This is a genomic window from Paucisalibacillus algeriensis, assembly GCF_000577245.1.
Taxonomy (GTDB): domain Bacteria; phylum Bacillota; class Bacilli; order Bacillales; family Amphibacillaceae; genus Ornithinibacillus.
This window is the reverse complement of record NZ_CBYO010000014.1, coordinates 188,246-214,908: the sequence shown is the minus strand read 5'-3', so window position 1 is coordinate 214,908 and position 26,663 is coordinate 188,246. Positions and strand designations below refer to the sequence as shown.

General features: G+C 34.6%; 31 protein-coding genes and 6 tRNA genes. 26 read left to right on the top strand and 11 right to left on the bottom strand.

Annotated features, from left to right (window positions below):
- The first annotated feature begins 48 nt into the window (after positions 1–48).
- From TY11_RS10690 to TY11_RS10675, 4 genes are read left to right on the top strand one after another with little or no spacing between them, the layout of a single operon-like run.
- The gene (locus tag TY11_RS10690) at positions 49–759 is read left to right on the top strand and encodes a tRNA (adenine(22)-N(1))-methyltransferase (protein WP_042145958.1); all 711 of its coding nucleotides are present in this window, start codon (positions 49–51) and stop codon (positions 757–759) included.
- Positions 743–1,870 carry a Nif3-like dinuclear metal center hexameric protein gene (locus TY11_RS10685; RefSeq protein ID WP_042145957.1) on the top strand — a complete coding sequence of 376 codons (1,128 nt, stop codon included), beginning with the start codon at positions 743–745 and terminating at the stop codon, positions 1,868–1,870. Before TY11_RS10690 ends, TY11_RS10685 begins: the two co-directional genes overlap by 17 nt.
- 32 nt (positions 1,871–1,902) lie before the next feature.
- Complete coding sequence (locus TY11_RS10680; protein WP_042145956.1) at positions 1,903–3,216, top strand: DEAD/DEAH box helicase; 1,314 nt, start codon at positions 1,903–1,905, stop codon at positions 3,214–3,216.
- 15 nt (positions 3,217–3,231) lie between these two features.
- The gene (locus TY11_RS10675) at positions 3,232–4,125 is read left to right on the top strand and encodes a deoxyribonuclease IV (protein WP_042145955.1); all 894 of its coding nucleotides are present in this window, start codon (positions 3,232–3,234) and stop codon (positions 4,123–4,125) included.
- Positions 4,126–4,169: 44 nt separating this feature from the next.
- On the opposite strand, the gene TY11_RS10670 is transcribed toward TY11_RS10675, so the two are convergent.
- Entirely contained in the window at positions 4,170–4,454 is a 285-nt protein-coding gene (locus TY11_RS10670) for a DUF2624 domain-containing protein (protein ID WP_042145953.1), read from the bottom strand.
- A 166-nt stretch (positions 4,455–4,620) separates the two neighbouring features.
- On the opposite strand from TY11_RS10670, the gene TY11_RS10665 reads away from it, so the two are divergent.
- Positions 4,621–4,995, top strand: a complete 375-nt coding sequence (locus tag TY11_RS10665) for a hypothetical protein (RefSeq protein WP_052345801.1) — start codon at positions 4,621–4,623, stop codon at positions 4,993–4,995.
- A 33-nt stretch (positions 4,996–5,028) separates the two neighbouring features.
- Here TY11_RS10665 and TY11_RS10660 read toward each other — a convergent pair whose 3' ends face one another.
- Positions 5,029–5,352 carry a hypothetical protein gene (locus tag TY11_RS10660; protein WP_042145951.1) on the bottom strand — a complete coding sequence of 108 codons (324 nt, stop codon included), beginning with the start codon at positions 5,350–5,352 and terminating at the stop codon, positions 5,029–5,031.
- Positions 5,353–5,431: 79 nt separating this feature from the next.
- On the opposite strand from TY11_RS10660, the gene TY11_RS10655 reads away from it, so the two are divergent.
- The 12 genes from TY11_RS10655 (at position 5,432) to phoU (ending at position 14,387) form a co-directional block, all read left to right on the top strand.
- Entirely contained in the window at positions 5,432–6,067 is a 636-nt protein-coding gene (locus tag TY11_RS10655; protein WP_042145950.1) for an NfeD family protein, read from the top strand.
- Positions 6,068–6,264: 197 nt separating this feature from the next.
- Positions 6,265–7,893 (top strand): Na/Pi cotransporter family protein, encoded by a 1,629-nt coding sequence (locus TY11_RS10650; RefSeq protein ID WP_042145948.1) that lies wholly within the window; start codon positions 6,265–6,267, stop codon positions 7,891–7,893.
- A 532-nt stretch (positions 7,894–8,425) separates the two neighbouring features.
- A tRNA-Asn gene (locus TY11_RS10645) sits at positions 8,426–8,500 on the top strand.
- Between the two features lie 9 nt (positions 8,501–8,509).
- A tRNA-Met gene (locus TY11_RS10640) sits at positions 8,510–8,586 on the top strand.
- A 24-nt stretch (positions 8,587–8,610) separates the two neighbouring features.
- A tRNA-His gene (locus TY11_RS10635) sits at positions 8,611–8,686 on the top strand.
- A gap of 9 nt (positions 8,687–8,695) precedes the next feature.
- Positions 8,696–8,772, top strand: a tRNA-Ile gene (locus TY11_RS10630).
- A gap of 9 nt (positions 8,773–8,781) precedes the next feature.
- A tRNA-Ser gene (locus tag TY11_RS10625) sits at positions 8,782–8,874 on the top strand.
- A gap of 172 nt (positions 8,875–9,046) precedes the next feature.
- Positions 9,047–9,122 (top strand) — tRNA-Phe (locus tag TY11_RS10620).
- A 230-nt stretch (positions 9,123–9,352) separates the two neighbouring features.
- Entirely contained in the window at positions 9,353–9,961 is a 609-nt protein-coding gene (gene sodA / locus TY11_RS10615) for a superoxide dismutase SodA (RefSeq protein WP_042145946.1), read from the top strand.
- A gap of 126 nt (positions 9,962–10,087) precedes the next feature.
- Complete coding sequence (locus TY11_RS10610) at positions 10,088–11,362, top strand: MFS transporter (RefSeq protein ID WP_042145944.1); 1,275 nt, start codon at positions 10,088–10,090, stop codon at positions 11,360–11,362.
- Between the two features lie 70 nt (positions 11,363–11,432).
- On the top strand, positions 11,433–13,589 hold the full coding sequence (locus tag TY11_RS10605; protein ID WP_042145942.1) for a peptidoglycan D,D-transpeptidase FtsI family protein: 2,157 nt from the start codon (positions 11,433–11,435) through the stop codon (positions 13,587–13,589).
- 138 nt (positions 13,590–13,727) lie between these two features.
- Positions 13,728–14,387, top strand: a complete 660-nt coding sequence (gene phoU / locus TY11_RS10600; protein WP_042145940.1) for a phosphate signaling complex protein PhoU — start codon at positions 13,728–13,730, stop codon at positions 14,385–14,387.
- A 55-nt stretch (positions 14,388–14,442) separates the two neighbouring features.
- On the opposite strand, the gene TY11_RS10595 is transcribed toward phoU, so the two are convergent.
- Together TY11_RS10595 and TY11_RS10590 are read right to left on the bottom strand one after the other, a co-directional pair.
- A complete protein-coding gene (locus TY11_RS10595; RefSeq protein ID WP_042145939.1) occupies positions 14,443–15,027 on the bottom strand; it encodes a hypothetical protein in 585 nt (194 codons plus the stop codon).
- A gap of 24 nt (positions 15,028–15,051) precedes the next feature.
- The gene (locus tag TY11_RS10590; protein ID WP_052345800.1) at positions 15,052–15,267 is read right to left on the bottom strand and encodes a hypothetical protein; all 216 of its coding nucleotides are present in this window, start codon (positions 15,265–15,267) and stop codon (positions 15,052–15,054) included.
- Between the two features lie 176 nt (positions 15,268–15,443).
- On the opposite strand from TY11_RS10590, the gene rpmG reads away from it, so the two are divergent.
- The 8 genes from rpmG to TY11_RS10555 all read left to right on the top strand — a co-directional run bounded on the left by rpmG (position 15,444) and on the right by TY11_RS10555 (position 23,306).
- On the top strand, positions 15,444–15,593 hold the full coding sequence (gene rpmG / locus TY11_RS10585; protein WP_042145937.1) for a 50S ribosomal protein L33: 150 nt from the start codon (positions 15,444–15,446) through the stop codon (positions 15,591–15,593).
- An 80-nt stretch (positions 15,594–15,673) separates the two neighbouring features.
- Positions 15,674–16,237, top strand: a complete 564-nt coding sequence (locus tag TY11_RS10580) for a 5-formyltetrahydrofolate cyclo-ligase (RefSeq protein WP_081755897.1) — start codon at positions 15,674–15,676, stop codon at positions 16,235–16,237.
- Positions 16,238–16,303: 66 nt separating this feature from the next.
- On the top strand, positions 16,304–16,501 hold the full coding sequence (yqgO, locus tag TY11_RS20120; RefSeq protein WP_081755896.1) for a protein YqgO: 198 nt from the start codon (positions 16,304–16,306) through the stop codon (positions 16,499–16,501).
- A 111-nt stretch (positions 16,502–16,612) separates the two neighbouring features.
- Positions 16,613–18,169, top strand: a complete 1,557-nt coding sequence (locus TY11_RS10575) for a rhomboid family protein (protein ID WP_042145933.1) — start codon at positions 16,613–16,615, stop codon at positions 18,167–18,169.
- 293 nt (positions 18,170–18,462) lie between these two features.
- Positions 18,463–19,920 (top strand): spore germination protein, encoded by a 1,458-nt coding sequence (locus TY11_RS10570; protein WP_042146506.1) that lies wholly within the window; start codon positions 18,463–18,465, stop codon positions 19,918–19,920.
- 178 nt (positions 19,921–20,098) lie between these two features.
- Positions 20,099–20,308, top strand: a complete 210-nt coding sequence (locus TY11_RS10565) for a YqgQ family protein (RefSeq protein ID WP_042145931.1) — start codon at positions 20,099–20,101, stop codon at positions 20,306–20,308.
- A complete protein-coding gene (locus tag TY11_RS10560) occupies positions 20,308–21,273 on the top strand; it encodes an ROK family glucokinase (RefSeq protein ID WP_042145929.1) in 966 nt (321 codons plus the stop codon). Before TY11_RS10565 ends, TY11_RS10560 begins: the two co-directional genes overlap by 1 nt.
- Positions 21,274–21,428: 155 nt before the next feature.
- Positions 21,429–23,306 (top strand): LTA synthase family protein, encoded by a 1,878-nt coding sequence (locus tag TY11_RS10555; RefSeq protein WP_042145926.1) that lies wholly within the window; start codon positions 21,429–21,431, stop codon positions 23,304–23,306.
- 124 nt (positions 23,307–23,430) lie between these two features.
- Here the strand turns inward: TY11_RS10555 and TY11_RS10550 are convergent, their stop codons facing one another.
- A complete protein-coding gene (locus tag TY11_RS10550) occupies positions 23,431–23,616 on the bottom strand; it encodes a DUF2759 family protein (protein ID WP_042145925.1) in 186 nt (61 codons plus the stop codon).
- A gap of 174 nt (positions 23,617–23,790) precedes the next feature.
- Between TY11_RS10550 and TY11_RS10545 the strand changes: the two genes are divergently transcribed.
- A complete protein-coding gene (locus tag TY11_RS10545; RefSeq protein WP_042145923.1) occupies positions 23,791–24,417 on the top strand; it encodes an MBL fold metallo-hydrolase in 627 nt (208 codons plus the stop codon).
- 57 nt (positions 24,418–24,474) lie between these two features.
- Here the strand turns inward: TY11_RS10545 and TY11_RS10540 are convergent, their stop codons facing one another.
- The 6 genes from TY11_RS10540 to comGC form a co-directional block, all read right to left on the bottom strand.
- Positions 24,475–24,717 (bottom strand): DUF2626 domain-containing protein, encoded by a 243-nt coding sequence (locus TY11_RS10540; protein ID WP_042145920.1) that lies wholly within the window; start codon positions 24,715–24,717, stop codon positions 24,475–24,477.
- A gap of 127 nt (positions 24,718–24,844) precedes the next feature.
- Complete coding sequence (locus tag TY11_RS10535; RefSeq protein WP_042145919.1) at positions 24,845–25,228, bottom strand: hypothetical protein; 384 nt, start codon at positions 25,226–25,228, stop codon at positions 24,845–24,847.
- Entirely contained in the window at positions 25,200–25,616 is a 417-nt protein-coding gene (comGF, locus tag TY11_RS10530; RefSeq protein WP_042145917.1) for a competence type IV pilus minor pilin ComGF, read from the bottom strand. Before comGF ends, TY11_RS10535 begins: the two co-directional genes overlap by 29 nt.
- Positions 25,597–25,935 (bottom strand): PulJ/GspJ family protein, encoded by a 339-nt coding sequence (locus tag TY11_RS10525; protein WP_042145916.1) that lies wholly within the window; start codon positions 25,933–25,935, stop codon positions 25,597–25,599. The genes comGF and TY11_RS10525 overlap by 20 nt, the downstream gene beginning before the upstream one ends.
- Positions 25,922–26,353, bottom strand: coding sequence for a competence type IV pilus minor pilin ComGD (gene comGD, locus TY11_RS10520; RefSeq protein WP_042145915.1), 432 nt, complete (start codon positions 26,351–26,353; stop codon positions 25,922–25,924). Before comGD ends, TY11_RS10525 begins: the two co-directional genes overlap by 14 nt.
- On the bottom strand, positions 26,343–26,654 hold the full coding sequence (gene comGC / locus TY11_RS10515) for a competence type IV pilus major pilin ComGC (RefSeq protein ID WP_042145914.1): 312 nt from the start codon (positions 26,652–26,654) through the stop codon (positions 26,343–26,345). The genes comGD and comGC overlap by 11 nt, the downstream gene beginning before the upstream one ends.
- Between the last annotated feature and the right edge of the window lie 9 nt (positions 26,655–26,663).

The following is a 26,663-nucleotide window of genomic DNA, read 5'->3' as shown; positions in this document are numbered from 1 at the left end:
TAATTTGTTTAAGTCAAAACCAAATCTTTATATTGTTGGAGGTTACATATGACAGAGGAAATTAAACTGTCGAATCGATTGTTACGAGTTGCTTCATATCTTCCAAAAGGGGCAATTTTTGCAGATATTGGTTCAGACCATGCATACCTTCCATGTTTCGTATGTCAGAATGATCCCACTGCACATGCAATAGCAGGAGAAGTAAATGTTGGACCATTGTCCAGCGCCCAGGAAACCATTAACAAATACGAGTTAAAAGATTATGTGGAGGCAAGACTGGGTGACGGTTTATCTGTATTACAACAAGATGAAGTTAACCAAGTAGTTATAGCTGGCATGGGGGGATCATTAATTCGATCTATTCTTGAGAATGGTCAAGACAAGCTTCTAAGTGTCGATTTAGTTATTGCACAACCAAATGTTGATGAGAAAAATGTTCGAAATTGGTTCATGGAGAATAATTTTAAAATTCAGGATGAAACAATACTGGAAGAAAATGGACATATCTATGAAATAGTAGTAGGAAAACGTGTAAATTATACTATTACTCTTACCGAGAAAGAACAACTTTTTGGTCCTAAATTGTTAACACAAAAAAATAAACTATTTTATAAAAAGTGGGAATCAGAACGGGAAAAATTAATTAGGGTAATAAATCAAATGCAGAATGCAAAATTTCAAGACCATCATAAATTAAGAAAGTTTCAAGAGCAATTAGGCTGGATAGAGGAGGTATTAGAAGATGTCAACTATGACTAATTCCGATATTTTTAAATTAATGGAGAAGTGGGCACCTAAGTCTCTTGCTTATGATTGGGACAATGTCGGTTTACAAGTTGGGTCTCATAACAAACCAGTAAGAAAGATAATGATCACATTAGACGTATTAGAATCAGTAGTAGATGAAGCTATTGAAGAAGATGTGGACCTAATCATTGCACACCATCCTTTACTATTTAAACCTCTTAACCATTTAAATTTAGACAATTGGCGTGGAAGAGTTATCCAAAAGTTGATTCAACATGATATAACGGTTTATGCTGCCCATACAAACCTAGATATTGCTACAGGTGGCGTGAATGATATGCTTGCTAATTTGTTAGGTTTAGAAAATACAGGGGTTTTAGTAGAATCAGACCCCGAAACAATCTATAAATTTGCTGTATATGTTCCTGAAACCCATTTGGATACGGTAATAGATGCACTTTCTCAGGAGGGGGCAGGACATACTGGTAATTATAGTCACTGTACATTCCAATCTAGAGGTATAGGAACATTTATGCCGCTGTCTGAAGCTAATCCATTTATTGGTGAACAGAATAAACTTGAAAAAGTGCACGAAGTTAAAATTGAGACGATTGTAAAGGAATCCAAATTAGCAAATGTCCTTAAAGAAGTGATTGCTGCACATCCCTATGAAGAGGTTGCTTATGATATATTTCCTTTAAAAAATGTGAATGACAAGATTGGTGTAGGGCGGGTAGGCTCTCTGAATAAATCTATATCATTAGATGCTTTTATAGAGCATGTAAAACAATCACTAGGTATAGACAACTTGAGGGTATCCGGAAATTTATCTAAGAAAATAAAACGTGTCGCCATTTTAGGGGGTAGCGGAGAAAAATATCTCTATGCGGCTTTAAATAAAAAGGCTGATGTATATATAACTGGCGATATGAGTTTCCATAATGCGCAAGAAGCTATTGAAATGGGAATTTCTGTTATCGATGCAGGGCATTATATAGAACAAGTAATGAAATCAGGAACAAAGAATTATTTGGATCAACATATTCAAAATGGCTCAATGGCAGACTCTAATATTGAAGTAATTGTGTCTTTAGTAAATACCGATCCATTTCAATATAGATAGATCTCTCGTAAGGCAAAAAAAGGAGCAGTATAATGAATACTACATTTAAATCAATATCATTAAGCCCAATTATGTTAGAAGTTATTGACAAACTACATTTCCAACAACCGACAGAGATACAACTAAAAGTGATCCCTGCGATTCTAAAAGGAAAAAGTGTAATTGGTCAGTCGAATACAGGTTCAGGAAAAACACACTCATTTTTACTACCTATATTTGAACAATTAAATGAAAAAGAGAAACAAGTTCAAAGTGTTATTACAGCCCCAACCCGTGAGCTAGCAACCCAGATTTATGATGAAGTAAAAAAGATAATTAAGCTTGCAGGTAAGGAGCAAGACTGGAGTGCAAAATTACTCGTTGGTGGAACAGATAAGCAGAAAATGATTGATAAACTAAAAGAACCACCACAAATAGTTGTCGGTACACCAGGTCGGATATTAGACCTTGTAAAAGACGAAGCTCTTTCCATATACTCCGCTAATTCATTTGTTATTGATGAAGCAGACTTAATGCTTGATTTAGGTTTTATCGATGACGTTGATCAGCTCCTTGTACGTTGTAAAAAGGATATACAATTGATGGTATTTTCTGCTACAATACCACAACGTTTAGAACACTTCTTTAAGAAATATTTAGAAAATCCATTACATGTCAAAATAGCTAATGAGTTATCTCCCGAAACAATGGAACATCGTTTAATAGCTGCAAAACACCGAGAAGAAGATGAAATAATATACCAAATCTCAAAAGCAATTAATCCCTATCTGGCCATCATTTTTACTAATGGTAAGGAAAATGCTAATCGTCTACATGGTAAATTATTGGATAAAGGGTTAAACGTAGGAATAATCCATGGAGGTCTTCCTCCGAGGGAGAGGAAACGAGTATTAAAAGAGATACAAAGCCTCAAATATCAATATATTGTTGCAACTGACCTTGCTTCAAGAGGAATTGATATAAAAGGTGTAAGTCATGTTATTAATGCACAGTTACCAAAAGAAGAAGAATTTTATATACACCGTGTGGGAAGAACAGCAAGAGCGGGATTAGAAGGAACTGCAGTTAGTCTATATAGAGAAGAAGATATAAAATTAATTGAAAAGCTTGAGCAGAAAGGTCTTGAATTTATTTTCTATGATGTTCGTAACGGAGAGTGGAAGGATGCAAAAGCTTGGAATGAGCGTAACCTTCGTTTGAAAACGACAACAGATGTTGAAAAAGAGGCTTGGAAACAGGTTAGAAAACCTAAAAAGGTAAAGCCTGGATATAAAAAGAAAATGAAACAGCAACAGGAATCCATAAAGAGGAAACTTACAAAGAAATCAAAGAATCACAAGAGGTAATGGGGGAGAAATACAATGTTGAAAATTGGATCACATGTTTCAATGAGTGGAAAGAAAATGCTTTTAGCTTCTAGTGAGGAAGCAGTTTCTTATGGTGCGAATACGTTTATGATTTATACAGGCGCTCCTCAAAATACGAGAAGGAAGCCAATTGAAGAACTAAATATTGATGAAGGCGTAAAACATATGGCAGAAAACGGAATTGCCGATATTGTAGTTCATGCGCCATATATAATTAATATTGGAAACACGACAAAACCAGAAACCTTTGAATTGGGAGTAAACTTTTTAAGAACTGAAATAGAACGTACAGAAGCAATTGGAGCAAAGCAAATTGTACTTCATCCTGGAGCCCACGTTGGTGCTGGACCGGAGGATGGCATTAAGAAAATTATTGAAGGACTAAATGAGGTCTTAGAAAGAGATAACCATGTCCAAATTGCATTAGAAACTATGGCTGGAAAAGGGTCTGAAATTGGAAGAACCTTCGATGAGTTAGCGAAAATTATCGATGGTGTTACACGTAACGAAAAATTATCCGTATGTTTAGATACTTGTCACATTCATGATGCTGGTTATGACATCGTAAATGATTTTGATGGGGTATTAGAGGAATTTGATAAAATTATTGGAGTTGACCGAATTAAAGTGGTTCATGTAAATGATTCCAAAAATGAAAGAGGAGCTCACAAAGATCGTCATGAAAACATTGGCTTTGGTCACATTGGTTTTGAAGCCTTACATTATGTAATTAATCACCCTCAGTTAGCTGCGTTACCTAAGATTTTAGAAACGCCATATGTAGGATTGGACAAGAAAACTAAAAAACCTCCATATAAATTTGAAATTGAGATGATTCGTAATGGTAAATTCAATGATGATTTACAGCAAATAATTATGAATCAATAGATAGTGATTTTGAAAAAGCTACCTCGGATTATCGAGGTAGCTTTTTAATTGAAAAGATGTTCTAAACCATATGATTTAATAAGTTCATAAAAAAGCTTGTTTGCTTTGATTGCTGTTTTTTGATCGGTTATTTCAGTTAAATCCTTCAGCATCTTTTCGCGTTCTCTTCTGTCAAAAGGGTTAATTTTCTTTTTGCGTACATAATTTGAAATTTCTATTGCTTGTTCCATACTAATAACAAATCCATATTTCTGGGAATAATCTAATATTTCTTCAGGTGTAATTTGTCTCATTTTATTGATTATCATTTGTTTAATAAATATAGACATATCAACCAACGCCTCCTGCTTTTCACTATATGCATCCATTTGTTTATTATCAACTTGTTTCATTAAAATAGTGGTTGATTCAATTTATGGTAAAATGTAACATTATAGAATTTCCTATTCGTCATAAACTATAGATGCACCTCATCATATTAGAAGGAGGTCAATCATGGACGATAACAATCGTACAAATGACGTTGAGAAAGCTCCAAAGCATGGCGAAGAGGATTATTATATTTCCAATCACACGGATGGTATCTTTAGTAGCCGTGATGAGGAAACTGCTGCTGAGTTAACAGCAGATGACTACAGAAGAAATGTGACAATTGAAGATGATGGCGAGCGTGCGAATACTTCCATAGGATGGATTGCATTAGCTTTATCTATCGCATCTTTCTTCTGGGCGCCTATTCTTCTCGGTGGTGCGGGGATTATTGTAGGATTTATAGCCAGAAACCGCCATGCCAATACGCTTGGTAACATTGCTATAGCGGCGGGAGCAATTTCAATCTTGATAACACTATTTATATTGCCATTTGTTTAAATGAAGGGGCTAGGTTATTACCTGGCCTCTTTTTTAATGGTGGTATTTTGGGAAGAAGTAAAAGTGATTCTGTTGCAAATGGTTAGGGTTTATATTTGGATTTAACGATGAAAAATCCTGTAGGATTTGTTCAATGTTTAGGTTGCTCCATGTTGGATTTAACTTCTCCATTACGGTCAATACAGTATCCCCAGCATTAATTTTTACTTTTATAACATCAAATGGCAGTTCGTCCATATTTTCAGTTGGATTATCTACTATTTTATTTTTAGTGGAAATATCTGTACCAAACGTTAAATCTTTATAGACACTGATTAAAAATAGTATAATGAAAATATTAACAATTGTTTTTTTCATCATATTACTCCTTTATTTTGAAACTATTTATTATAATAAAACGTATATAAAGAAAGAACATTGTGAGAGGGAGAAGAATATGGAAATATTTTCTCAAGAATGGATTGCTTTAGTTATAACAGGTCTAGGTACATTATTTTTACTTGGTGAAGTATTAGTAAATATGAGAGGGATTTTTGCATTATTAGGTATTGGATTTATTACTGTTTACTTCACAGTATATTTGGAAACTGACTCCCTTATTCTTATGCTAATAATTTATTTCATCGGAATACTCTTAATCATTATTGATGGTAAAGTGTTAAATGATGGAACCTTGGCAGTTATTGGAACTGCAAGCATGTTAGCTTCTGTAGCACTTCCTGCTCCAAATTTCGCTGCAGGGTTATATGCTGTTCTTGGCGTTTTACTCGGTACAGGGGGATCTCTATTCTTTTTGAAAGTTTTTAAACGAAGAGATATGTGGAATAAAATTACCTTAAAAGATCAATTAACAAGCGAAGCAGGGTATAATTCCATTAATAAAGAATATCGAACATTATTAAATCAAAAAGGTATAACTTTAAATGATATGCGACCTGTTGGTACTATTCGTATCGGGACGAAGGATTATAGTGCTGTTTCAAATGGCCAGTGGATTCCTAAAGGGACCGAAATTATTGTCATGCAAGTGGATGGTACAAAAATATTAGTTGAACCTCAAAAAAATTCTTAGGTATTTGCCTAAGAATTTTTTTTTGGACTTAAGGCAAACTATTTTTATGAACTTTACTGAATAAGTAAACTCAATTGTAAATTTAATGTAAAGTTTTTCATAATTACTTTACAAATCATGTAGTTTTTACAATAATGATTAGGGTGTGTGCAAATAGGGAATACATACGACAACTTTTTTAAAGGGGCGAATATCCATTGGAAATAGATGTACAAAAATTGATTTTTGAATTCATCGGTGGTTTAGGTATATTTCTTTTAGGTATTAAATTTATGGGCGATGGATTACAAAAGTCTGCCGGAGATCGTTTACGGGATATATTAGACCGTTTTACAAGCAATCCTTTCCTTGGGGTTCTTGCTGGTATAATTGTAACGGTATTAATTCAAAGTAGTTCTGGAACTACTGTATTAACGGTAGGTCTCGTGAATGCTGGTTTTATGACGCTTAGACAAGCTATAGGTGTCATAATGGGTGCCAATATAGGTACGACGGTGACAGCGTTCATCATAGGTATTGACTTAGGTGAATATGCGTTACCAATCCTTGCGGTAGGTGCCTTTTTAATTTTCTTCTTTAAACACCAAAAAGTAACTGCAATTGGACAAACAGTGTTTGGTTTTGGAGCCTTGTTCTTCGGACTTGAATTGATGAGTAGTGGTATGAAACCATTACGTTCCTTACAAGCGTTTCAGGATTTAACAGTAAGTATGAGTGAACATGAGGTTTTAGGAGTTGTTATCGGGACATTATTTACTTTAATTGTTCAAAGCTCTAGTGCAACTATTGGGATATTACAAGGATTATATTCAGAAGGTGCCATTGGATTAGATGCTGCATTACCAGTATTATTTGGAGATAATATAGGAACTACAATAACAGCAGTGTTGGCATCTCTTGGAGCTTCGGTGGCTGCAAGGCGAGCTGCGGGTGTACATGTTATATTTAACCTTGTAGGGACTATAATATTTTTGCTAATCCTCGGACTATTTGAAAGGTACGTACTATACTTACAAGATTTATTTTCATTGAATGAAGAAATGACGATTGCTTTTGCTCATGGAAGTTTTAATATTCTCAATACAATTATCCAATTTCCATTTATAGCAGTATTAGCATGGATTGTAACAAAGATTGTTCCAGGTAAAGATACAACGATTGAATATAAGCCGCAGCACTTAGATCCGATCTTTATTCAACAGTCATCTGCATTAGCATTGGACCAAGCTAAAGCAGAAATTGTCAGAATGGGTGAATATGCACACCAAGGGTTGGAAGAAACTAATCTTTATTTAACAACTAATCAGACGAAACATGCTGATTTGGCAATGCAAATTGAAGGTGCACTTAATAGTCTAGATCGAAGCATTACCGATTATTTAATTGATATATCTGGCGGTTCTTTGTCTGAATTTGAAAGTGAAAAACATACCCTGTTAATGGATTCCGTTCGTGATATTGAGAGAATTGGCGATCATTTCGAGAATATAATCGAATTAATCGATTATAAGATATCTAATAAAGTAGTTATAACCGATAAAGCTCAAGAAGACTTAAATAATATGTTTGATTTAACGATGTCGACAGTAAAGCAAGCTATACATGCACTTGATAAAGAAGATAGAGAAGAAGCGCTTGCTGTCATGCAAAAAGAAGATCAAATTGATAAAATGGAACGTAATTATCGTAAAAAGCATATCATTCGCATGAATGAAGGAGAATGTAGTGTATCAGCGGGTATCGTATTTGTTGATATCGTTTCTAACTTAGAACGTATTGGTGATCATGCTGTTAATATAGCTGAGGCAGTCTTGGCAGATCATTAAAACGAAAAAGGCTGGCATATGTTTTAGATAAAGTGAAATTCGAACTATGATCAAATTCTTTCATTAGAATTAGCATTAGTTCGGATTTTTCTTTTTGGTTTGGATTGTAGCTTTGGTGGCTAATTGATAGAAACTGCGCGGAAGTGTTTTAATTTATATCAATAGTATTCATTATCGCTTAATTCTACAAGTAATTTTAATATTTCATTTAAATTGATAGATTAAGTTAAATAGAGGATGGATTCTTCCTCACAACAGTAGTATTTAATGGTGTTAATGAATTTTTAATGATGCGTAGTTGAAGATCGTAGAAAAAAATTAATTTTTATATTGAAATATTATTGTAAAGGTGTTATAGTAAATATTGTCGTTTTCAAATACATTTTCAAATACATATTTAGTAATAAAATTTTTGTTGACATGGATCCTTGAATATGATAAATTATATCTCGTGCCACTTAAAAAGTAGATAGTAATTCTAGGGAATGTACTTTGAGGAATAGAATAACTTGATAGGTAAATATATTATTATTCCACAGTAGCTCAGTGGTAGAGCAATCGGCTGTTAACCGATCGGTCGTAGGTTCGAATCCTACCTGTGGAGCCAAATATAAATGGCGGCGTAGCTCAGCTGGCGAGAGCGTACGGTTCATACCCGTGAGGTCGTGGGTTCGATCCCCTCCGCCGCTACCATTTACTTTCACATTTAACATCATGGCGGTCGTGGCGAAGTGGTTAACGCACCGGATTGTGGCTCCGGCACTCGTGGGTTCGATCCCCACCGATCGCCCCATATTATAAAGGACCCTTAGCTCAGTTGGTTAGAGCTATCGGCTCATAACCGATCGGTCGCAGGTTCGAGTCCTGCAGGGTCCACCAATAAAACTCGGAGGTATACCCAAGTCTGGCTGAAGGGATCGGTCTTGAAAACCGACAGGCGGGTCAAACCGCGCGGGGGTTCGAATCCCTCTACCTCCTCCATACTTAGAATAATTATTAGGTTCAGTAGCTCAGTCGGTAGAGCAACGAGCATAACATCCAATGAATTATCTACGAGTAACCCCAAAGAATTTACGTCTTTGATACAGCTAGTAGATGCAGGGGTCAGAACGTAGCCTGAGAAATCATTGTAATTCAACATCATATTATATTAGGCTCGGTAGCTCAGTCGGTAGAGCAACGGACTGAAAATCCGTGTGTCGGCGGTTCGATTCCGTCCCGAGCCACCATTTTATACAAGCTTATGGCTTGTTTTTTTATTTTGCTGAAAATTATTAAACAACAACAGTTTAGTTGAAATTTAGCCTACGCGAGTATTTCAATCTCCAAACATCACCTACATATTTAATTTGGTAATCTAGGGCAAAAAATTTGCAAGATATGGTAACGCGTGATAACCTTTCAAATAAAGGGTATTATATCCTTTTAAACCATAACAAAATTTAAGGAGGAGTTCGTTTTGGCATTTCAATTACCTGAATTACCTTATGCATATGATGCATTAGAGCCACACGTTGACAAAGAAACAATGAACATCCATCATACAAAGCATCATAATACTTATGTAACAAAATTAAATGCTGCACTAGAAGGGAATGCGGATCTACAAGCTAAGTCTATTGAGGATTTAGTAAGCAATCTTGATTCAGTTCCTGAAAATATTCGTACAGCAGTTCGTAATAATGGTGGTGGCCACGCTAACCATAGTCTTTTCTGGAAAGTACTATCTCCAAATGGTGGCGGTGAGCCAACTGGTGAGTTAGCTGAAAAGATTAATGTTAAATTTGGTAGTGTAGATAAATTTAAAGAAGAATTTGCTAATGCAGCAGCTGGCCGTTTTGGTTCAGGTTGGGCTTGGTTAGTTCTAAATAACGGTGAACTTGAAGTTACAAGTACTCCTAACCAAGACTCTCCTTTAATGGAAGGTAAGACTCCGCTACTAGGACTTGATGTTTGGGAACATGCATACTACCTACATTATCAAAATAGACGACCTGACTATATATCAGCATTTTGGAATGTTGTTAACTGGGATGAAGTTGCAAAGAACTTAAGTGAAGCAAAATAAGTAATCTAATAGTAAGAAGGATGTCCATAGGAGTGTAAACTTTATTGGACATCCTTCTTTTTTCTTTTTGTATATCTCATTTTGAATTGCTTACACTAAGAAAAGAGAGAAAAGGGGCAATTCAACATGCATAAAACCTTACAAACTGTAATCGGTAAAACTGAAATAAATAGAGATTTGATTTTATTGTTGGTGATTGGTGGTCTATATTCATTAGGAATATACTTATCCAATACATTTGTAAACATCTACTTATGGAAGCAAGCAGATGGAAATTATTTCACAATAGCTTATTATAACTTAGCCATATTTGTTTTTCAGCCAATTACCTTTATATTTGCGGGGAAAATTGCAAAGAAAGTTGACCGAGTTATTGTGTTAAGGCTAGGAGTTATATTTTTATCATTGTTTTTTTTAATGGTACTGATGATAGGGGAAAATGCAGCATATTTTAATATTTTGTTAGGCAGCCTTTTGGGGGTAGGTTATGGTTTCTATTGGTTAGCCTTTAATGTGTTAACGTTTGAAATAACAGAACCGGATACGAGGGACTTTTTCAATGGATTCCTGGGTGTGTTACAGTCATTTGGTGGAATGATTGGACCGTTTTCTGCTGGCTTTATCATTTCTAAAATGGAAGCAAATATTGGATACAGTACGATTTTCACTGTATCATTTATATTATTTATTTGTGCAGTTGTTTGTAGCATGTTTTTAAAAAGGAGGCCGGCTAAAGGTATATACCTCTTCAAGCGAATAGTTGAGGAAAGAAAAAATAATAAAAACTGGAATCGTATTCTATATGCACACCTTTTTCAAGGTTTCCGTGAGGGAATATTCCTATTCGTAATTACATTATGGGTATATATTGTAACGCAGAGTGAACTCTCACTTGGAATGTTTAACTTATACTTTTCCGGCTTCTCTTTCGTTTTTTACTTTTTGGCTACTAAGCTCATTAAACCAGCCAAACGAAAGAAGGCAATTTTAATTGGGAGTCTAATGCTTTATCTTTCTCTATTTATCATTATTTCGCATGCTAGCTATGTCACGCTGATTATTTATGGTATTATCATAGGAATTGCCTATCCAATTGTGAATGTACCATATATTTCGATGACATATGATGTGATTGGAAAAGCATGGAAGGCAGGAGACCTTAGAATTGAATATATTGTCGTTAGAGAATTGTATATAAATATTGGGCGGGTTATTTCGATTATCTTCTTTATACTAGGCATCACTTTTTTTGAATCAGAAATAATTATACCAATTCTTCTAGTTGTATTTGGAGCAATGCATTTAGGTGTTTACTTCTTTATTCGTAAAATCTTCTTAACGGGCCCAAATAATAAAGAAGTGCTGATTAAAGACCAGGTTTCAGACGAAAAAAACCGTTAATATCTAGTTCAATACATGATATAATATAAAGATAGAGAATGATATTAACCACAATTATTGGGGGAGACATATGAAAAAAGAAAAAAAGAAGAAAGCACAGCTTCCCTTCCGTTTAAATATATTATTTTTTGTCGTTTTTATTTTGTTTGCTGTATTAATTCTGCAGCTAGGGGTTGTTCAAATCCTCAATGGGGAAAGTTTTCAGGAGCAAATCAATCAAACAACACAGGATACGACGAAAGTTCCTGTACCTCGCGGTGAAATATATGACCGTTACCATAACGTGATTGCTAAGAACAAGCCTATGTACGCCATTACGTATACACCACCAAAAGGTGTACAAGCACAGGATAGATTAGCAGTTGCTAGGAAGCTTTCACAGTATATTGATATGTTTCATCCGGATAAAGAAGAAAGGGAAAAACAAATCAATAGAATAACGGATCGGGATAAAAAAGAGTATTGGTATCTTGAAAATGAGAAAGAAGCAACGAGTAGACTATCGTTGGAAGAAGCTGACGATTTGGAACCTGCAGAGCAATATAAAAAGATTTTAGAACGAATTAATCTAAATGAGTATGAGAATGTAACCATGCAAGATTTAGAAATTATCTTGATTAAAAAGGAACTCGATCGAGCATATTCTCTAACACCTCAAATCGTCAAAAGTGAGAATGTAACGCCAGAGGAGTATGCAAGAGTTGCAGAACATCTGTCTGAATTACCAGGTATCAATGCCACAACAGACTGGGTTCGGGAATTCCCTAATGATGAAACCTTAAAAAATATAATCGGAAATATTACAACAGAAAAAGAAGGCGTACCTGCTGAAAACATTGATTATTATTTAGCCAAAGGTTATAACAGGAATGACCGAGTTGGCACAAGTGGTCTTGAACAACAATATGAGGATTTACTTCGAGGTCGTAAAGAACAAGTTGAATATACCATGAGTAAATCTGGTGTCATCCTTGACTCTGATGTTATCGTTTCTGGAGAGAGTGGAAAAGATTTAATTTTAACGATTGACATGGAATTCCAGAAAATGGTGGATGAAATTCTTCGAAGTGAACTCGAAAAAAACGGTGCTAAGGAAAGACATTTACGTGATGTAATGGCTGTGGTGATGGATCCGAATACAGGAGAATTGTTGGCAGTATCAGGCCAGAGCTACTACGACGATCCAGAAACAGAAGCCGAAGAAAAAGAGAAAATTGTCGATTCTGCTTATAAAACACTGTATGATGCCCATCGACCAGGTTCAATTGTAAAAGGTGCAACAGTTCTTGCTGGATATGAATCTGGTGTGATTTCACCTGGTGACGGTTTAGTTGATAAGCCTGTTAAAATTGCTGGTACCCCAATAAAAGCTTCGTGGACGAATTTAGGATATGTAAATGATCTTGATGCATTAAGACGTTCATCCAACGTATATATGTTTCATATAGCTATGAAGATGGGTGGAGAATATAATTATCAATACGATAAATCGGTAACCTTTAACCCTGCAGCTTATACTCAAATGCGCAATTATTTTAGACAATTTGGGTTAGGTGCGGCAACTAATGTTGACTATCCTTTTGAAGAAAAAGGTTTTGTTGGACCAACCAATATTGCTGGTGCAGCTGGTCTATTTCAAGACTTTTCTATTGGCCAGTATGATACGTATACAGCAATGCAAATGGCCCAGTATGTATCAACAATTGCAAATGGTGGATACCGACTTCAGCCCCATTTCTTAAAAGAAGTTCGTAACCCTACACCGGAAGCAGGTAGTCTTGGAACAGTTTATCGAAGTGTAAATACGAAGATTCTTAATAAAATTGAGATGAGCGAATCAAATATTAAGCGGGTCCAAGAAGGATTTCGTCAAGTGTTTCAAACACCAGGCGGAACAGCCTATAACTATTTTAATGGTACAGACTTTAATGCAGCAGGAAAAACGGGTACTGCCGAGAATGAAATTTATAAGGATGGTAAGTTAGTTGCTAACACGATTAATTTAACAATGGTAGCCTACGCACCAATTGATAACCCAGAGATTGCAATATCGGTAGTTGCTCCTAATCTTAATCAAGATTCGACTTCTTCAATAAACCATGATATTACTCGTAGAATATTTGATGCCTATTTCACTCTTAAAGAAAAGAGAGCGAAAGGTGAATCTACAGGGGAAAATACGGTTGGTGAGGAAGAAGAACAATCTGAAAATCAGGATACAGAATAATAGAGAACCCTAAGACTAGTTATTGGTTTTAGGGTTTTTTATCGAATTTACAAAAATTTTACAATGACTTAATATGCTCTTTATAAAAACGGTATATCATTTAGAATATGGTTACTATTTTGATAGGAGAGCGATAAAATGCGAAGTAGAGAACAGTTTCATTCTGAATTGAAAGAATTAAATAATGATATTATTCAGTTGGCAAGCCGGGCAAATCAGGCACTTAGAGGATCAATGGATGCATTATTTAATCAGGATATTGAATTGGCGAAGAAGATTATTACTGATGATAAATTAATTGATAAAGAAGAAACGGCCATTAATGACAAGGTGATTCTATTAATTGCGAAACAATCACCAGTTGCAACAGATCTACGTAGACTAATTATTGCCCTTCGAGTTGTAACGGATATTGAGCGAATGGGAGATAATGCGAAGAACATTGCAAAAGCTGCTATTCGGTTGGGGGATCATTATCAAACAGAACTTCCACAAGAATTAATCACCATGCGTGACACATCTTTAATTATGTTGGAAACTGCTATAAGTGCATTTCAGAATGAAGATATTTCTGTTGCACATAAGTTAGCGGAGATGGACGATAAAGTAGATAAATTATATAAAAACGTCATAACAAATATGCTGGAAAAAACGGCAATTAATTCAGAACAAGTTCAATATGTTATGCAAATTGCTTTTAGTGCCCGTTATATTGAAAGATTTGCTGACCATATTACGAATATCGGAGAAAGTATTTTGTTCTTAGTTAAAGGTGAAATCATTGATTTGAATGATTAATAAAATAGAGGTGTTATCGAGGGATTGCCCCTTGATGACACCTCTATTATTATATTTACTTTGTTAATGCTTCTGCAATCTCAAAATAGCTCATATCACTTGTTAATTGGAATTCACCAAGTTGAATACGAACTGCATAGCCTTCATCTTCTAGATAACTAATAAATTCAGCTGCATCATCAATTATACCATTAGCTTCTAGCTCATTACTAATTGTTGATGATGGCATACCAGATTCAATGACTAGTTTGAAATTCTTTGCACTGTCTTGTTCTTTCTTGCTATCTTCATTTTCCGTAGATTCTTCGGTAGATTCTGTTTGAGCATTATTCTCTTCATTAGTTTCGGCACCTTCAGTAGTTTCAGTAGTGTCTACTTCTTCATCTGTTGTCTCAACCTTTTCAGAATCTGATGATGCAATTTCCGTTTCTTTCTTAGCTACTTCACCGTTCATCGATAAAGAGATATAATCAGATTCCGATAGAACTCGGTAACCCTTTTCTTTTAGTTCATTGACAATATCTTCTATTGGCATCTCGGAAAATTCTTGTTTAGAACCATTTGAAAAATAATTGACAATCAACATTATGATTGCTGCTGTGAATAAGCCAACAGCAAATGCGCGTATCGGTTGCTTCATGTTTTCCACCTTTACCTTTATAGATTAATAGATATCAGTTGTTTCAAAGTCCTCTGTTAATAATTCTTCTTCTAAAACTTTAACTTTTTTCTTTAATTGATACGTATCCTGCATGGTTGAAATTGATAATTGCTCTAGTTCGCTTTCGATTTTCTCAAAACGGTCATTCAAGAAAAAGGATAGTATAAATAAAGCAATTGCTATAATCGCAATAGATGCTCCTGAAACAAAAATCATCATTATATTTACCTCCATTTCATATACAATACTAGTTATATCATATATTTCGACACGAAGAAACCATAAATTTTTTCCATACACTTGATTGATTGCCAAACATCTGCTATTATTAACTAGTCTGAAATGAACTAATACATGCGATTAATGCAAGTCTTGATGAGTTTGGAGGGAAAAACATGCGCGTAAACATTACTTTAGCTTGTACTGAAACAGGAGAACGTAACTATATTACTACAAAAAATAAGCGTACAAATCCTGAGCGTATTGAGCTTATGAAATATTGTCCACGTCTTAAAAAACACACTTTACATCGTGAAACAAAATAATTTTCACAATAAAAAAAGCTTGCTCTTTTATTATATAGAGCGAGCTTTTTCTATACAATCAACTCAAGCGAAGGGGGATGATGGGATTGAAGAAAGAAGAACTACGTAAACAAACAATCGATATGCTAAAGAAACTAACTCCGGAACAAAAAAGTGAAATAAATGTACAGCTACAACATCAATTATTTCAATCTGATTTATGGAGACAGGCGAAGACAATTGGTGTAACCATATCGAGAGGTTTTGAGTGGGACACTCATAGAATTATCGAGGTTGGTTGGGAGCAAGGAAAGACGATTGCTGTCCCAAAGTGTGATCCAAAAGGAAAGAGCCTTGAGTTTTACCAATTACATAGCTTCGATGAGTTAGAAACAGTTTATTATAATCTTTTAGAGCCTAAACCAGTAGAACAGAATCGAATACATAAAGAGGTAATGGATTTAATAATTGTTCCTGGGATAGTATTTGATCAGAATGGGTATCGAATTGGTTTCGGGGGAGGATATTATGACCGATTTCTGAATTCGTATGAAGGTACTACGGTATCATTATTAAGTAAAACCCAACTCATGGACATAACACCATTTGAGTCATTTGATATTCCTGTTAAGCATCTCCTAACAGAAGATGGCTTCCAAAAGTAATAGCCCGAATAATTTTATCTGGAATGAAAAGACTATAAACACCAAACCTTATAAAGGGGTGTTTTTATGAGAGTATTTGTTATATTAACAGCAATTGTAGCTGCAATATCGATGCTATATAAGTGGCGGTACAAGCTTATGAACGCTATGTTAGCTGTTAGTTTTTTAAGAAGATTCGCCGTGTCAATATCCATGAATTTACCTTCCATCCGAAAGAATATTCTCCCCAGTATTTTTAAGGAGACTTCAGATTCAACTACTTAATTTATTTTAGAAAAGGGCTGTTTTTTTACAGTTCTTTTTTTGTGTTTAATAGGCTGTATGTTAAAGCATTTATTTTGGGATTTTGTTATGATGGATAAGGGAGGGGAACTGATGGAACAAAAGGCAAGCTACATAATGTATCATTATGCCTATCAATTAACTGAGCAACATGGCTATGATATCTTATATATAAACAATAATGTGGAGGAAATCTGGTTAGAAAAATATCAAAACAAAACTTCCACTATTATAAGAATTTCAACGACAGGATTTGATTGGAAAAATCATTTGAAAAAAGATATTGGGATTGTATTCCAAAAGACTCGAGCAATGAGAAAGATGCTTCGAGGCAAAGAGATTGAAGTACATAATGTATATATCTCCCCACATACGCCTATAGATAGCTGGGAAATATTAAAAAAGCCTATGATGGTACAAGAAAAAAATCCCATAAAAGTGAATATTTACTATTTATCTGGAAAAGAGATAGTAACCGAACATAATAGATTAGAAAAGAATATTGCCGTTTCTTTTGAAGAGATACCTGATGAAAAAAATACAGAACTATTGGAGCAAGATATCCATCAATATAAAGTGGATTTGTACCATAAGGTTAAGGAAAAGCAAAAGAAAGAGGATAGCGTCTTTAACTATGGAAAGCCATTCATTACGTATCTATTTATTGCTATAAACACAATACTTTTCCTACTACTCGAATTTAATGGTGGAAGTGAAAATACATCAACCTTAATTGAATTTGGAGCTAAATTCAATCCGCTCATTACAGATGGTGAATGGTGGCGTATACTTACCTCGATGTTTTTACACTTAGGACTATTGCATTTTGCATCGAATATGTTATTCCTTTACTATTTTGGATCTTTAGCAGAACGTATTTTTGGTTCCGTTCGATTCTTAGTAATCTATATGCTTGCAGGAATTGGTGGTGGTATTGCTAGTTTTGTTTTCGTTGCCAATATATCTGCTGGAGCATCTGGTGCGCTATATGGCTTATTTGGTGCATTTATTTATTTTGGGATATTCCATAAGCGAATCTTCTTTCAAACGATTGGTAAGAACATCATGTTTCTTCTAGGGATAAACATCATCATAGGTTTTTCACTACCACAACTAGATGTATCGGCACATTTTGGTGGTTTAATTGCAGGATTTATTGCAGCTGGTATTGTGCACTTTCCAAAGAAACGAAAGCATATCGTCCAAATATTTGCCACCGTTTTATATTTAGCGGTTATATTGGCAGTATTTTCGTACGGCATTCAAGAGAATGGAAGTAGTGCTAGTTATCAGTTAATGAAAATCGAGAAATTCATCCAAGAGGAACAATATGAAGAAGTTATTGAAAGTGCAACGATAGGCCTTGAAAACCCCGGTAACTTTGAAGCTATTTTGTTGTTTCAGAGGGCTTTTGCCTATATTCACTTAAATGAAATACAATCAGCGATTGAAGATCTGGAACTAAGTATTGATAAACTAGAAACCCCCGAAAATCTCCCAGAGGCATATTATAATTTAGCTGTTTTATATACTGAAGTAGGGAATAATCGGGCCGAAGACATGATTAAAATAGCTTACGAAGCTAATCCAAATGATGAACGTATAGCGAAATTGTACGAAACATTAACGGAAAAAAAAATCGGTGATTAAGTGTGTGTACTTAACCACCGATTTTTTGTATCAATTTTTTCCTTCTGACGATTCATTTCATATATTTACTCTTGTTGTCTGTAGTACTATCGGATACGGAAATAATAGTGATCTATCCATTGACTTCGCATACCATGAAACATACCATTTGTAAAAAATAGGGATAATAGTAGTAGAAAAAATAGTTGATACATATATATGTTACAAACTAATAGATTATGAATAGACTCGTGTGTATAGAATAACTAGTTGTGCAGAAAATAGAAAGGATGACAGTATTGCATGGAGGAATTATGGAAAAAGAAAAAAAATCCCTATTTTCGTCTTATGAACAAAACAACTCCTATATGCAAGATAGGTTACAAGTGGATAAGAGCTTTGATATTGTAAATCTAGATTTACAATATGCTGGTAGAAAGATGTCCATGTTCTTTATAGATGGGTTTGCTAAGGATGATATTCTTCATTTAATTATGAAATTTTTAGCAAAACTAGAACCGGAACAGTTGGAACCAGATACTCTAAGCAAGCTTCTTAAAACATATTTACCCTATGTCGAATTGGACCAAGTAGATGATTTAAATCAGGCAGCTGATACTATTTTAGCCGGCCCGACTGCACTATTAGTAGAAGGTATCAATAAAGTCATTATTATTGATGCCAGAACTTACCCTGTTCGTTCACCTGGTGAGCCTGACTTAGAAAGAGTTGTAAGGGGTTCTAGAGATGGTTATGTAGAAACAATTGTCTTTAATACCGCTTTAACAAGAAGAAGAGTACGTGACCGTTCACTGCGCATGGAATATATGCAAATTGGTAGAAGGTCTATGACCGACATATGTATCTGTTATCTAGAAGATATTGCTGACAGTAGTAGGGTGGAAGACATAAAAAGCAAGCTAAAGGAAATAGATACAGATGGACTTCCAATGGCAGAAAAAACAGTTGAGGAATATTTAAGTGGTAGACATTGGAATCCATTTCCTACAGTTCGGTATACCGAGAGACCTGATACCGCAGCGTCACATTTATATGAAGGACACGTACTACTAATTATTGATGGCTCTCCTAGTGTAATGATTACACCTACAACCTATTGGCATCACTTACAACATGCTGAAGAATACCGTCAGAAGCCTCTAATTGGAGCATATTTAAGGTTTGTAAGGTTTATTGCTGTTTGGGCATCAATATTTATTTTGCCATTGTACTATTTGTTTTCTGTTAATCCGGAACTATTACCAGAGGGTATGGAGTTTATTGGACCTAATGAATTTGGGGCAATTCCAATTTTACTTCAATTTCTCATCGCTGAAATTGGAATTGATATGTTAAGGATGGCTGCCATACATACACCAACATCTTTAGCAACCGCCATTGGATTAGTGGCAGCTATATTAATTGGCCAAGTGGCGATTGAAGTAGGTTTGTTCTCTTATGAAGTAATCTTATATTTAGCAGTTGCCGCAATAGGTACATATGCAACACCAAGCTATGAAATGAGCCTTGCCAATCGCATTGTTCGGCTCTTTTTATTGTTGGCAACAGCTGCTTTTGGCGTTGTTGGCTATATGATAGGAACCTTGCTATGGATCTTGTATACGGTACGGATGAAGTCCTTTGAGATTCCGTATTTCTGGCCAGTATTACCATTTTCTTTTCATGCATTTAGGGATGTGTTTATTCGTACCCCAATTCCACTTAAAAGACAAAGGCCAAAAGTTCTACATCCTAGAGACCCTGATCGATAATGATTGGGGTCTTTAGATTTATATTGGCATTCTTTTATGAATTTTTTGGGGATATACATGTTGCTCCGAGTGTAGGGCTGCTATTCATTTTTGTAAGGAAATTACAGTCTTTTAGAAAAATCCTAATAATCGCTTTCAGGTTTCTTGTAATGTTGGTATAATATAGTTTGGTGATTTTATGAAAACAGTTTATGATGTGCAACAAATATTAAAAAGATTTGGAACCTTTATTTATACAGGAAATCGACGCGGCGATATGGAATTGATGCAGAGTGAAATTAATGAGCTATTTACAGTTGGGGTCATTGATGTAGAGGAATATCGCTTGGCTATATTAATTCTACGAGGAGAAATTAACAAGCTTAATTCTGAAAAAGGTGAGAAATAATGAATAAAAACAACATAGTCGGAGTAGACATAGGAGGTACTACGGTTAAAATTGGCCTCCTTAAAGATGATGGCAAAATAATCAAAAAGTGGGAAATCGAAACAAAGAAATCGAATGATGGTACTCAAGTTATTGATGATATTTGGAATTCAGTATTGGTTACATTAAAGGAATTATCCATTGACCTTAATCAAGTACTTGGTATAGGTATTGGTGCTCCGGGTTTTATAGATGGAAAAAAAGGGTATGTATATGAGGCTGTTAATCTTGGATGGAAAAACTTTAAACTCTCAGATTATATGTCTGATAAATCCGGATTACCAGTTTTTGTAGAGAATGATGCCAATATTGCGGTTATAGGTGAGAACTGGTTAGGTGCTGGTAATCAGTCAAAAGACGTGATTGCAGTTACCCTTGGAACTGGTGTCGGTGGTGGTATAATAACGGGTGGAAAGATTTTAAATGGTGCAAATGGAACTGCTGGTGAAATCGGACACATTATAGTTGATTTAAATGGATATGATTGTAATTGTGGACGGAAGGGTTGTTTAGAAACGATAGCATCTGCAACCGGAATCGCGCGACAAGCAATGCAAATAGTTGAAGATAAACCTACAAGTAAGTTAGCGGTTGTTTTTCAAGAAAATAATACCATCACCTCAAAAGATGTATTTGAGTTAGCTGCTCTTGGTGATGAGGATTGTAATCAGATTATTAATCATACTGCCGATGTTATTGGTTTTGCACTGGCTAACCTGTCCATAACATTAAATCCTTCTAAAATATTAATTGGAGGAGGCGTGTCTAAGGCAGGCAATCAATTATTACAAACTATTAATAAATATTTTACAAAATATGCATTGCCTAGAATTAGAGAGGCATGTGAATTAAGAATTGCAGAGTTAGGAAATGACGCTGGAATCATTGGTGCTGCTTACTTGGTGAAGAATCATAAAACAGAATAAACAATTTTTCTCCTAAAAGATGTAAAATATTTGAAACCTTTTTGTGATATTAATCGTCTAATAGAATAGTATGTTTTTTCTGTTTGTCATTTATGCCGTTACTATGTGCATAAATAAACATATATTAAAGCAGTAGTTTCTTAGGAGGAAATGTTATGAATATTAAAGGACTAAAGCTTCCTTTATATGTCACAACGACTATATTATTTGGAATTAAAACCTATTTTGTATATCGATTTTTATTTAGTCTTGAACTGGAAAACACGATGCAGGAGTTTATTCTCTTCATAAATCCGTTCGTGTCTGCATTTTTAATATTCGCCTTGAGTGTATGGATAAAAAAACCTGAAAGACAAATGAAATATTTAAGGTATACCATGTTAATTGGAACACTGATTATTTATGCGAATCTAGTATTCTATCGCTCGTTTTCTGACTTCATTACTATTCCACAACTAATGCAGGGTGGTAATGCAGGTGATTTGGGATCAAGTATATTATCCCTTATTAAATTTTACGATGTTATATTGTTTGCTGATGTAATTGCGATTTGGTATTTTAGTAAAAAACGACAGAAAATGGTAGTTACTAATTATCCGAGAAGTGGTAAGGTTTTTGCACTAGCCCTTTCTTTAGCCCTAGTGGTAGGTAACTTCTTTTTAGCGGAAATGGAAAGACCGCAATTATTTACTCGGGCATTCGACCGAGAATACTTAGTAAAATATATTGGGCTATTTAATTATCATGTCTATGATGCAGTGCTTCACTCAAAAGTTAAAACGCAACATGTTTTTGCTGATGGAAGTGAACTACCAGCAATTAAGGAATATGTTAATACAGAAATTGATCAGAATGATAAGTCAGAGTTATTTGGTGTTGCGGAAGGGAAGAATGTTATCTTTATTTCTGCAGAATCATTACAAAGCTTTGTCATCAATAATACAGTAAATGGTCAAGAAATTACGCCATTTTTGAACAGTTTAGTAGAAGATGAGGACACATACTATTTTGAAAACTTTTACCACCAAACTGAGCAAGGTAAAACATCTGATTCAGAGTTTCTAGTAGAAAACTCTTTATATCCATTACCAAGAGGTGCTGTTTTTTATACCCATGCACAAAATGACTATCATGCACTTCCAGAAATCTTAGGTAATGAGGGCTACTATACTACAATGTTTCATGCTAATAATGATAGTTTCTACAATCGTGATCAAATGTATCCAAATTTAGGCTTTGATTATTTTTACGATGTAGAGGCATACGAAGTAAATGAGAATAACAAAATTGGTTGGGGATTGAAGGATAAACCATTTTTTGAACAATCGATGAAATACCTAAAGACCTTGCAAGAACCTTATTATGCAAAGTTTATTACCTTAACGAATCATTTTCCTTTTGAATTAGATGAAAAAGATAAATCCATTGAACGTTTTGATTCTAATTCTAATACGTTGAATAATTATTTTCCTACGGTAAGGTATATGGATGAATCGATTGAGTTGTTTTTTGAACAGTTAAAAGATGCTGGAATATATGAGAACTCCATTATTGTTATAATGGGTGACCATTATGGAATAAGCTCAAACCATAACAAAGCAATGAGTCTATACCTGGAGAAAGAGGAAATAACGCCGTATGATCACGTACAATTGCAGCGTGTACCTTTATTTATTCATATACCTGGACATGGAAAAGGAGAAGCAAAATCTACTATTGCCGGGCAAATAGATATGAAGCCTACAATTCTTAATCTATTAGGAATAGAAATGGGTAGTGATATCTATTTTGGTAATGATTTATTTAATGACGACAGGAAAGATTATATTGCTTTACGAAATGGTGATTTCATTACAAAGGACTATGTCTACACAAATGATAGTTGTTATGACTTTACGAGTGGTGAACTTTTAGACGAAGCAGCTTCAAAATCATGTCTGGATTTAAGTGAAACTGTAAAGAAAGAACTAGGTTATTCAGATGACATCATTTATGGTGACCTGTTCCGATTTGTTGATTTTAAAAAAGAGTAGTAAAGTTTGGAACAAACGATTTGTTAATTTTTAGTGAATCGTTTGTTTTTCTTTTTAGGAGAAAATAGTAGTGTTCTCTGACACATAAATAAAAAGCTGCTCAAAATTATTGAGCAGCTTTTTATTATAAGGAATCTTTTAGAATAGAAATTATTGTACTTATAGAGAAAAATCCAAAAACAATAACTGTTAGAACAGAAAATAATAGGGCAAAGTAATTTCTGAACTTTAGTTGGCGAACAACTGATACAACCGCTACAATTGTTACGATTAAAAATAGAATACCTAATACAATATGAGTTACTGGCATTGTGTATTAACCTCCTTACGCTTCTTACAATTAATCTTTGTTGTCTTATAAAAGCCTTTATATTAATATGTATCTTACTACCACATTTATTCTAGTATAAAATGTAGGTTTTGTCGAGGAAATCACGTAATCTTTCTAATTTGTTCATATTCATTTTGAAATGGGGGAGAGATATTGAAAATCAAGAGTTTTTCCTTAGGGCCCTTAGGGACAAATTGTTATATTCTTCATAAGGGAGACAAATCAATTATTGTAGATCCAGGTGCTGAAGGAGAAAAGGTTAAAAGATGGTTATCTAATAATAACCTTCAGCCAATTGCTATTTTGTTAACACATGCTCATTTTGATCACATAGGCGCAGTAGATTTTTTACGAAATTATTATGGTATTAGAGTGTATATGCACAAAGAGGAAAAATCATGGTTAGGTAATCCGAGTCTTAATGGGTCTATTTTATTAGTTGGTGAGGAGATAACGATAACAGAGCCAGATGTATTAGTAGAACCGGGACCCTTTTCAATTGAGGCCTTTCAATTTGAGGTTATTCACACACCGGGACATTCACCAGGAAGTATTAGCTTTTTAGTCGTTGGAGAGAAAATGCTCATTAGTGGGGATGTTTTGTTCCAACGTGGAATTGGAAGAACAGATTTACCTGGAGGGAACTATAAGTTTATACAAGATTCTATTCGAAATAAACTATATCATTTAGCAGAAGAAACAATTATATACCCAGGCCATGGTCCAGTGACAACGATTGGGGAAGAAAAATTACTAAATCCATTTGTACCAGAATTATAAATTAAACAAAACAAAAACCCTGCGGTAAAAAAGTATGTAAGCAGGGTTTTTGTTTTTTTAATGCCCGAAACCAGGCACTAAAATAAATTCTGAATACCATGTAAAACCTATCATGAAAACAGTACAATAAGCTCCGAACAAGTACATATACATACGCTCAGATAATTTTAAGTAACTTACTGTTAGGAAAAATACCGTTTGAACTAGGAATAGCAATGCAGTGTTAGTCATACCACCAACATAGAACATTACTGTAAAGATACCAGTCCAAAAAGCAAGGACGCGAAACATTCTGTCCATCATTTCCCCTCCTTTTCGGTGACGTCATCAATGTTATTATATACAACTAGTAGCATAATGTAAATGAAACATAATTTTAGTTTGAAATTTAGTCAAAAACAGGAAAATATGTTAGCTCACGTCGTTATTAGGGAGCAACCACATTAGTATTGATATTTGACAATTTTGTGACGGAGTATTTAAAATCGTTATTCGTTTGTATCGTAAACTCTAATTGTATTATTTCTCCCGTAACTGTCGGTTTTACTTCTGCAATTCCAATTGGGAAAGAATACTCAACAGTTTCCTTTATTTTATTTTGTGTTAGATAATCTTTTTTATACTGCACATATGCCATTTGAAATACTGTCTGACTCTTTACTTGTTCTATTAGGTTATACGTTAACTGGACATCATGTTTATAAGTAATTAAACTTGTTGAGAAATAAAGTAATACGATGGTAGTAAGAAAAAGTACAGACGGGAGGAAGAAACCTTTTTCCTTATGGATAGAATGTAATTGTTTTTTCATATTGCTCACCCTCAGACGATGTGATATAAACATTGAATCCGTATTCTAAAGTTTGAACTTGGAAATCTTGGATGTTCCTCAAATATATTTCATGTCCTTGTCCATCAACTTGCCTTCTTATTAAATTCCCATATTGTTCGATGGTAACGGTTTCTCCATTATATAAATTAAGGTATATCTTTCCACTTTCTGCACGATAGTTTATGGCTTTAATGACATCTTGTTGGATGAAGTGGAAGACTTGTTGAATGGAAATCTCATTATAAGACGAATTTTCCTTAAGTGTCTTAAGTATGGCTCCATATAATGGAATGCACATTATTAATATCGTAAGGGCGAATAGTAACGTGTAAAAAGTAAATCCTTGTTCATTTTTCTGATAGTCCATATAAACAAACCTCTTCTTGTCGATTCATTAGATTATTCCAAACGGCACAACCTTGAATGTATCCCTCATCTGTACCAGTAAAACTGAAAATGACATCCACTGTTTCTATGTTTTCCCTCCAGGTTATGGGAACAAAGTCGTCTTGTAGGATAGCTTGTAATTCATCCTGTAGTTTATAAGTGATGATACGTTTCTGACTAAGAGTTTTTCGTTCGTTGGCCACAAAGGATGTTAGAGGAAGAACAGCGGTGCTAATAATCAATAATACTGTTAATGAAACTAATACTTCAGAAATAGTAAAGCCTTTATCGCTTTTCAATATAACCACGTCCTTTACCGATGGGAAACGTTAGTGTATACCTGTTATTAGGTGAAATAATTTCTATTGTTCCTGAATATCTTGTTGTACCACCATGTTTAAATGAAATATAGTTTAAGGTACGGGTATCGATTTCCCAACCTTTGGGGAGCATCCTAGTGAGTAGTTCTTTGTTCGTATCCGTGAGGGTATAGCCATTTTTTGAAAATACCATCCGTAAATAATCCTCTCGTCCATTTGCAATGGACTGATTTTGAAGAAATAAAATATCGTATTGAAACATCTCTAGTACTTTCTCCTCGGTCTTCTTCTCAAGTAAAGAATAGGAGATAGGTAAGGTTAGAGTGAGTAGTATTGTGAATAGGGATAGTACCACTAATACCTCTATAAGTGAGAAGCCTTGTTGTTTATGGAACATTAACAACTCCAGTACTTGAATTATAATTTAATGAGTTTTCTTCGCTTGAACAGTAGGTTTGATTTTCCTTTATATATTTTTTAACTACCAATTCTTGTAGATCACTTGGATATTTATTGTTTTCTAGGTAAAAGGTGTCGACCTGTGCCTGAACTACAGATACAAGTGCTTCACACCCTTTAGATTGCACGTCTTGGCTTTTACTGCCCAAATTAGGAATGATCAGAATCATTAATACAGAAACAATCATCAATACAACTAGCATTTCAACTAATGTGAACCCATTTTGATTTTTTAACATATTAAATCG

Excerpts from the sequence above, each read along its gene's own strand:
- TY11_RS10690 (WP_042145958.1), top strand. The coding sequence starts at position 49 with ATGACAGAGGAAATTAAACTGTCGAATCGATTGTTACGAGTTGCTTCA.
- TY11_RS10685 (WP_042145957.1), top strand. The coding sequence starts at position 743 with ATGTCAACTATGACTAATTCCGATATTTTTAAATTAATGGAGAAGTGG.
- TY11_RS10680 (WP_042145956.1), top strand. The coding sequence starts at position 1,903 with ATGAATACTACATTTAAATCAATATCATTAAGCCCAATTATGTTAGAA.
- TY11_RS10675 (WP_042145955.1), top strand. The coding sequence starts at position 3,232 with ATGTTGAAAATTGGATCACATGTTTCAATGAGTGGAAAGAAAATGCTT.
- TY11_RS10670 (WP_042145953.1), bottom strand. The coding sequence starts at position 4,454 with ATGTCTATATTTATTAAACAAATGATAATCAATAAAATGAGACAAATT.
- TY11_RS10665 (WP_052345801.1), top strand. The coding sequence starts at position 4,621 with ATGGACGATAACAATCGTACAAATGACGTTGAGAAAGCTCCAAAGCAT.
- TY11_RS10660 (WP_042145951.1), bottom strand. The coding sequence starts at position 5,352 with ATGAAAAAAACAATTGTTAATATTTTCATTATACTATTTTTAATCAGT.
- TY11_RS10655 (WP_042145950.1), top strand. The coding sequence starts at position 5,432 with ATGGAAATATTTTCTCAAGAATGGATTGCTTTAGTTATAACAGGTCTA.
- TY11_RS10610 (WP_042145944.1), top strand. The coding sequence starts at position 10,088 with ATGCATAAAACCTTACAAACTGTAATCGGTAAAACTGAAATAAATAGA.
- TY11_RS10605 (WP_042145942.1), top strand. The coding sequence starts at position 11,433 with ATGAAAAAAGAAAAAAAGAAGAAAGCACAGCTTCCCTTCCGTTTAAAT.
- phoU (WP_042145940.1), top strand. The coding sequence starts at position 13,728 with ATGCGAAGTAGAGAACAGTTTCATTCTGAATTGAAAGAATTAAATAAT.
- TY11_RS10595 (WP_042145939.1), bottom strand. The coding sequence starts at position 15,027 with ATGAAGCAACCGATACGCGCATTTGCTGTTGGCTTATTCACAGCAGCA.
- TY11_RS10590 (WP_052345800.1), bottom strand. The coding sequence starts at position 15,267 with ATGATGATTTTTGTTTCAGGAGCATCTATTGCGATTATAGCAATTGCT.
- rpmG (WP_042145937.1), top strand. The coding sequence starts at position 15,444 with ATGCGCGTAAACATTACTTTAGCTTGTACTGAAACAGGAGAACGTAAC.
- TY11_RS10580 (WP_081755897.1), top strand. The coding sequence starts at position 15,674 with ATGGGATTGAAGAAAGAAGAACTACGTAAACAAACAATCGATATGCTA.
- yqgO (WP_081755896.1), top strand. The coding sequence starts at position 16,304 with ATGAGAGTATTTGTTATATTAACAGCAATTGTAGCTGCAATATCGATG.
- TY11_RS10575 (WP_042145933.1), top strand. The coding sequence starts at position 16,613 with ATGGAACAAAAGGCAAGCTACATAATGTATCATTATGCCTATCAATTA.
- TY11_RS10570 (WP_042146506.1), top strand. The coding sequence starts at position 18,463 with ATGGAAAAAGAAAAAAAATCCCTATTTTCGTCTTATGAACAAAACAAC.
- TY11_RS10565 (WP_042145931.1), top strand. The coding sequence starts at position 20,099 with ATGAAAACAGTTTATGATGTGCAACAAATATTAAAAAGATTTGGAACC.
- TY11_RS10560 (WP_042145929.1), top strand. The coding sequence starts at position 20,308 with ATGAATAAAAACAACATAGTCGGAGTAGACATAGGAGGTACTACGGTT.
- TY11_RS10555 (WP_042145926.1), top strand. The coding sequence starts at position 21,429 with ATGAATATTAAAGGACTAAAGCTTCCTTTATATGTCACAACGACTATA.
- TY11_RS10550 (WP_042145925.1), bottom strand. The coding sequence starts at position 23,616 with ATGCCAGTAACTCATATTGTATTAGGTATTCTATTTTTAATCGTAACA.
- TY11_RS10540 (WP_042145920.1), bottom strand. The coding sequence starts at position 24,717 with ATGGACAGAATGTTTCGCGTCCTTGCTTTTTGGACTGGTATCTTTACA.
- TY11_RS10535 (WP_042145919.1), bottom strand. The coding sequence starts at position 25,228 with ATGAAAAAACAATTACATTCTATCCATAAGGAAAAAGGTTTCTTCCTC.
- comGF (WP_042145917.1), bottom strand. The coding sequence starts at position 25,616 with ATGGACTATCAGAAAAATGAACAAGGATTTACTTTTTACACGTTACTA.
- comGD (WP_042145915.1), bottom strand. The coding sequence starts at position 26,353 with ATGTTCCATAAACAACAAGGCTTCTCACTTATAGAGGTATTAGTGGTA.
- comGC (WP_042145914.1), bottom strand. The coding sequence starts at position 26,654 with ATGTTAAAAAATCAAAATGGGTTCACATTAGTTGAAATGCTAGTTGTA.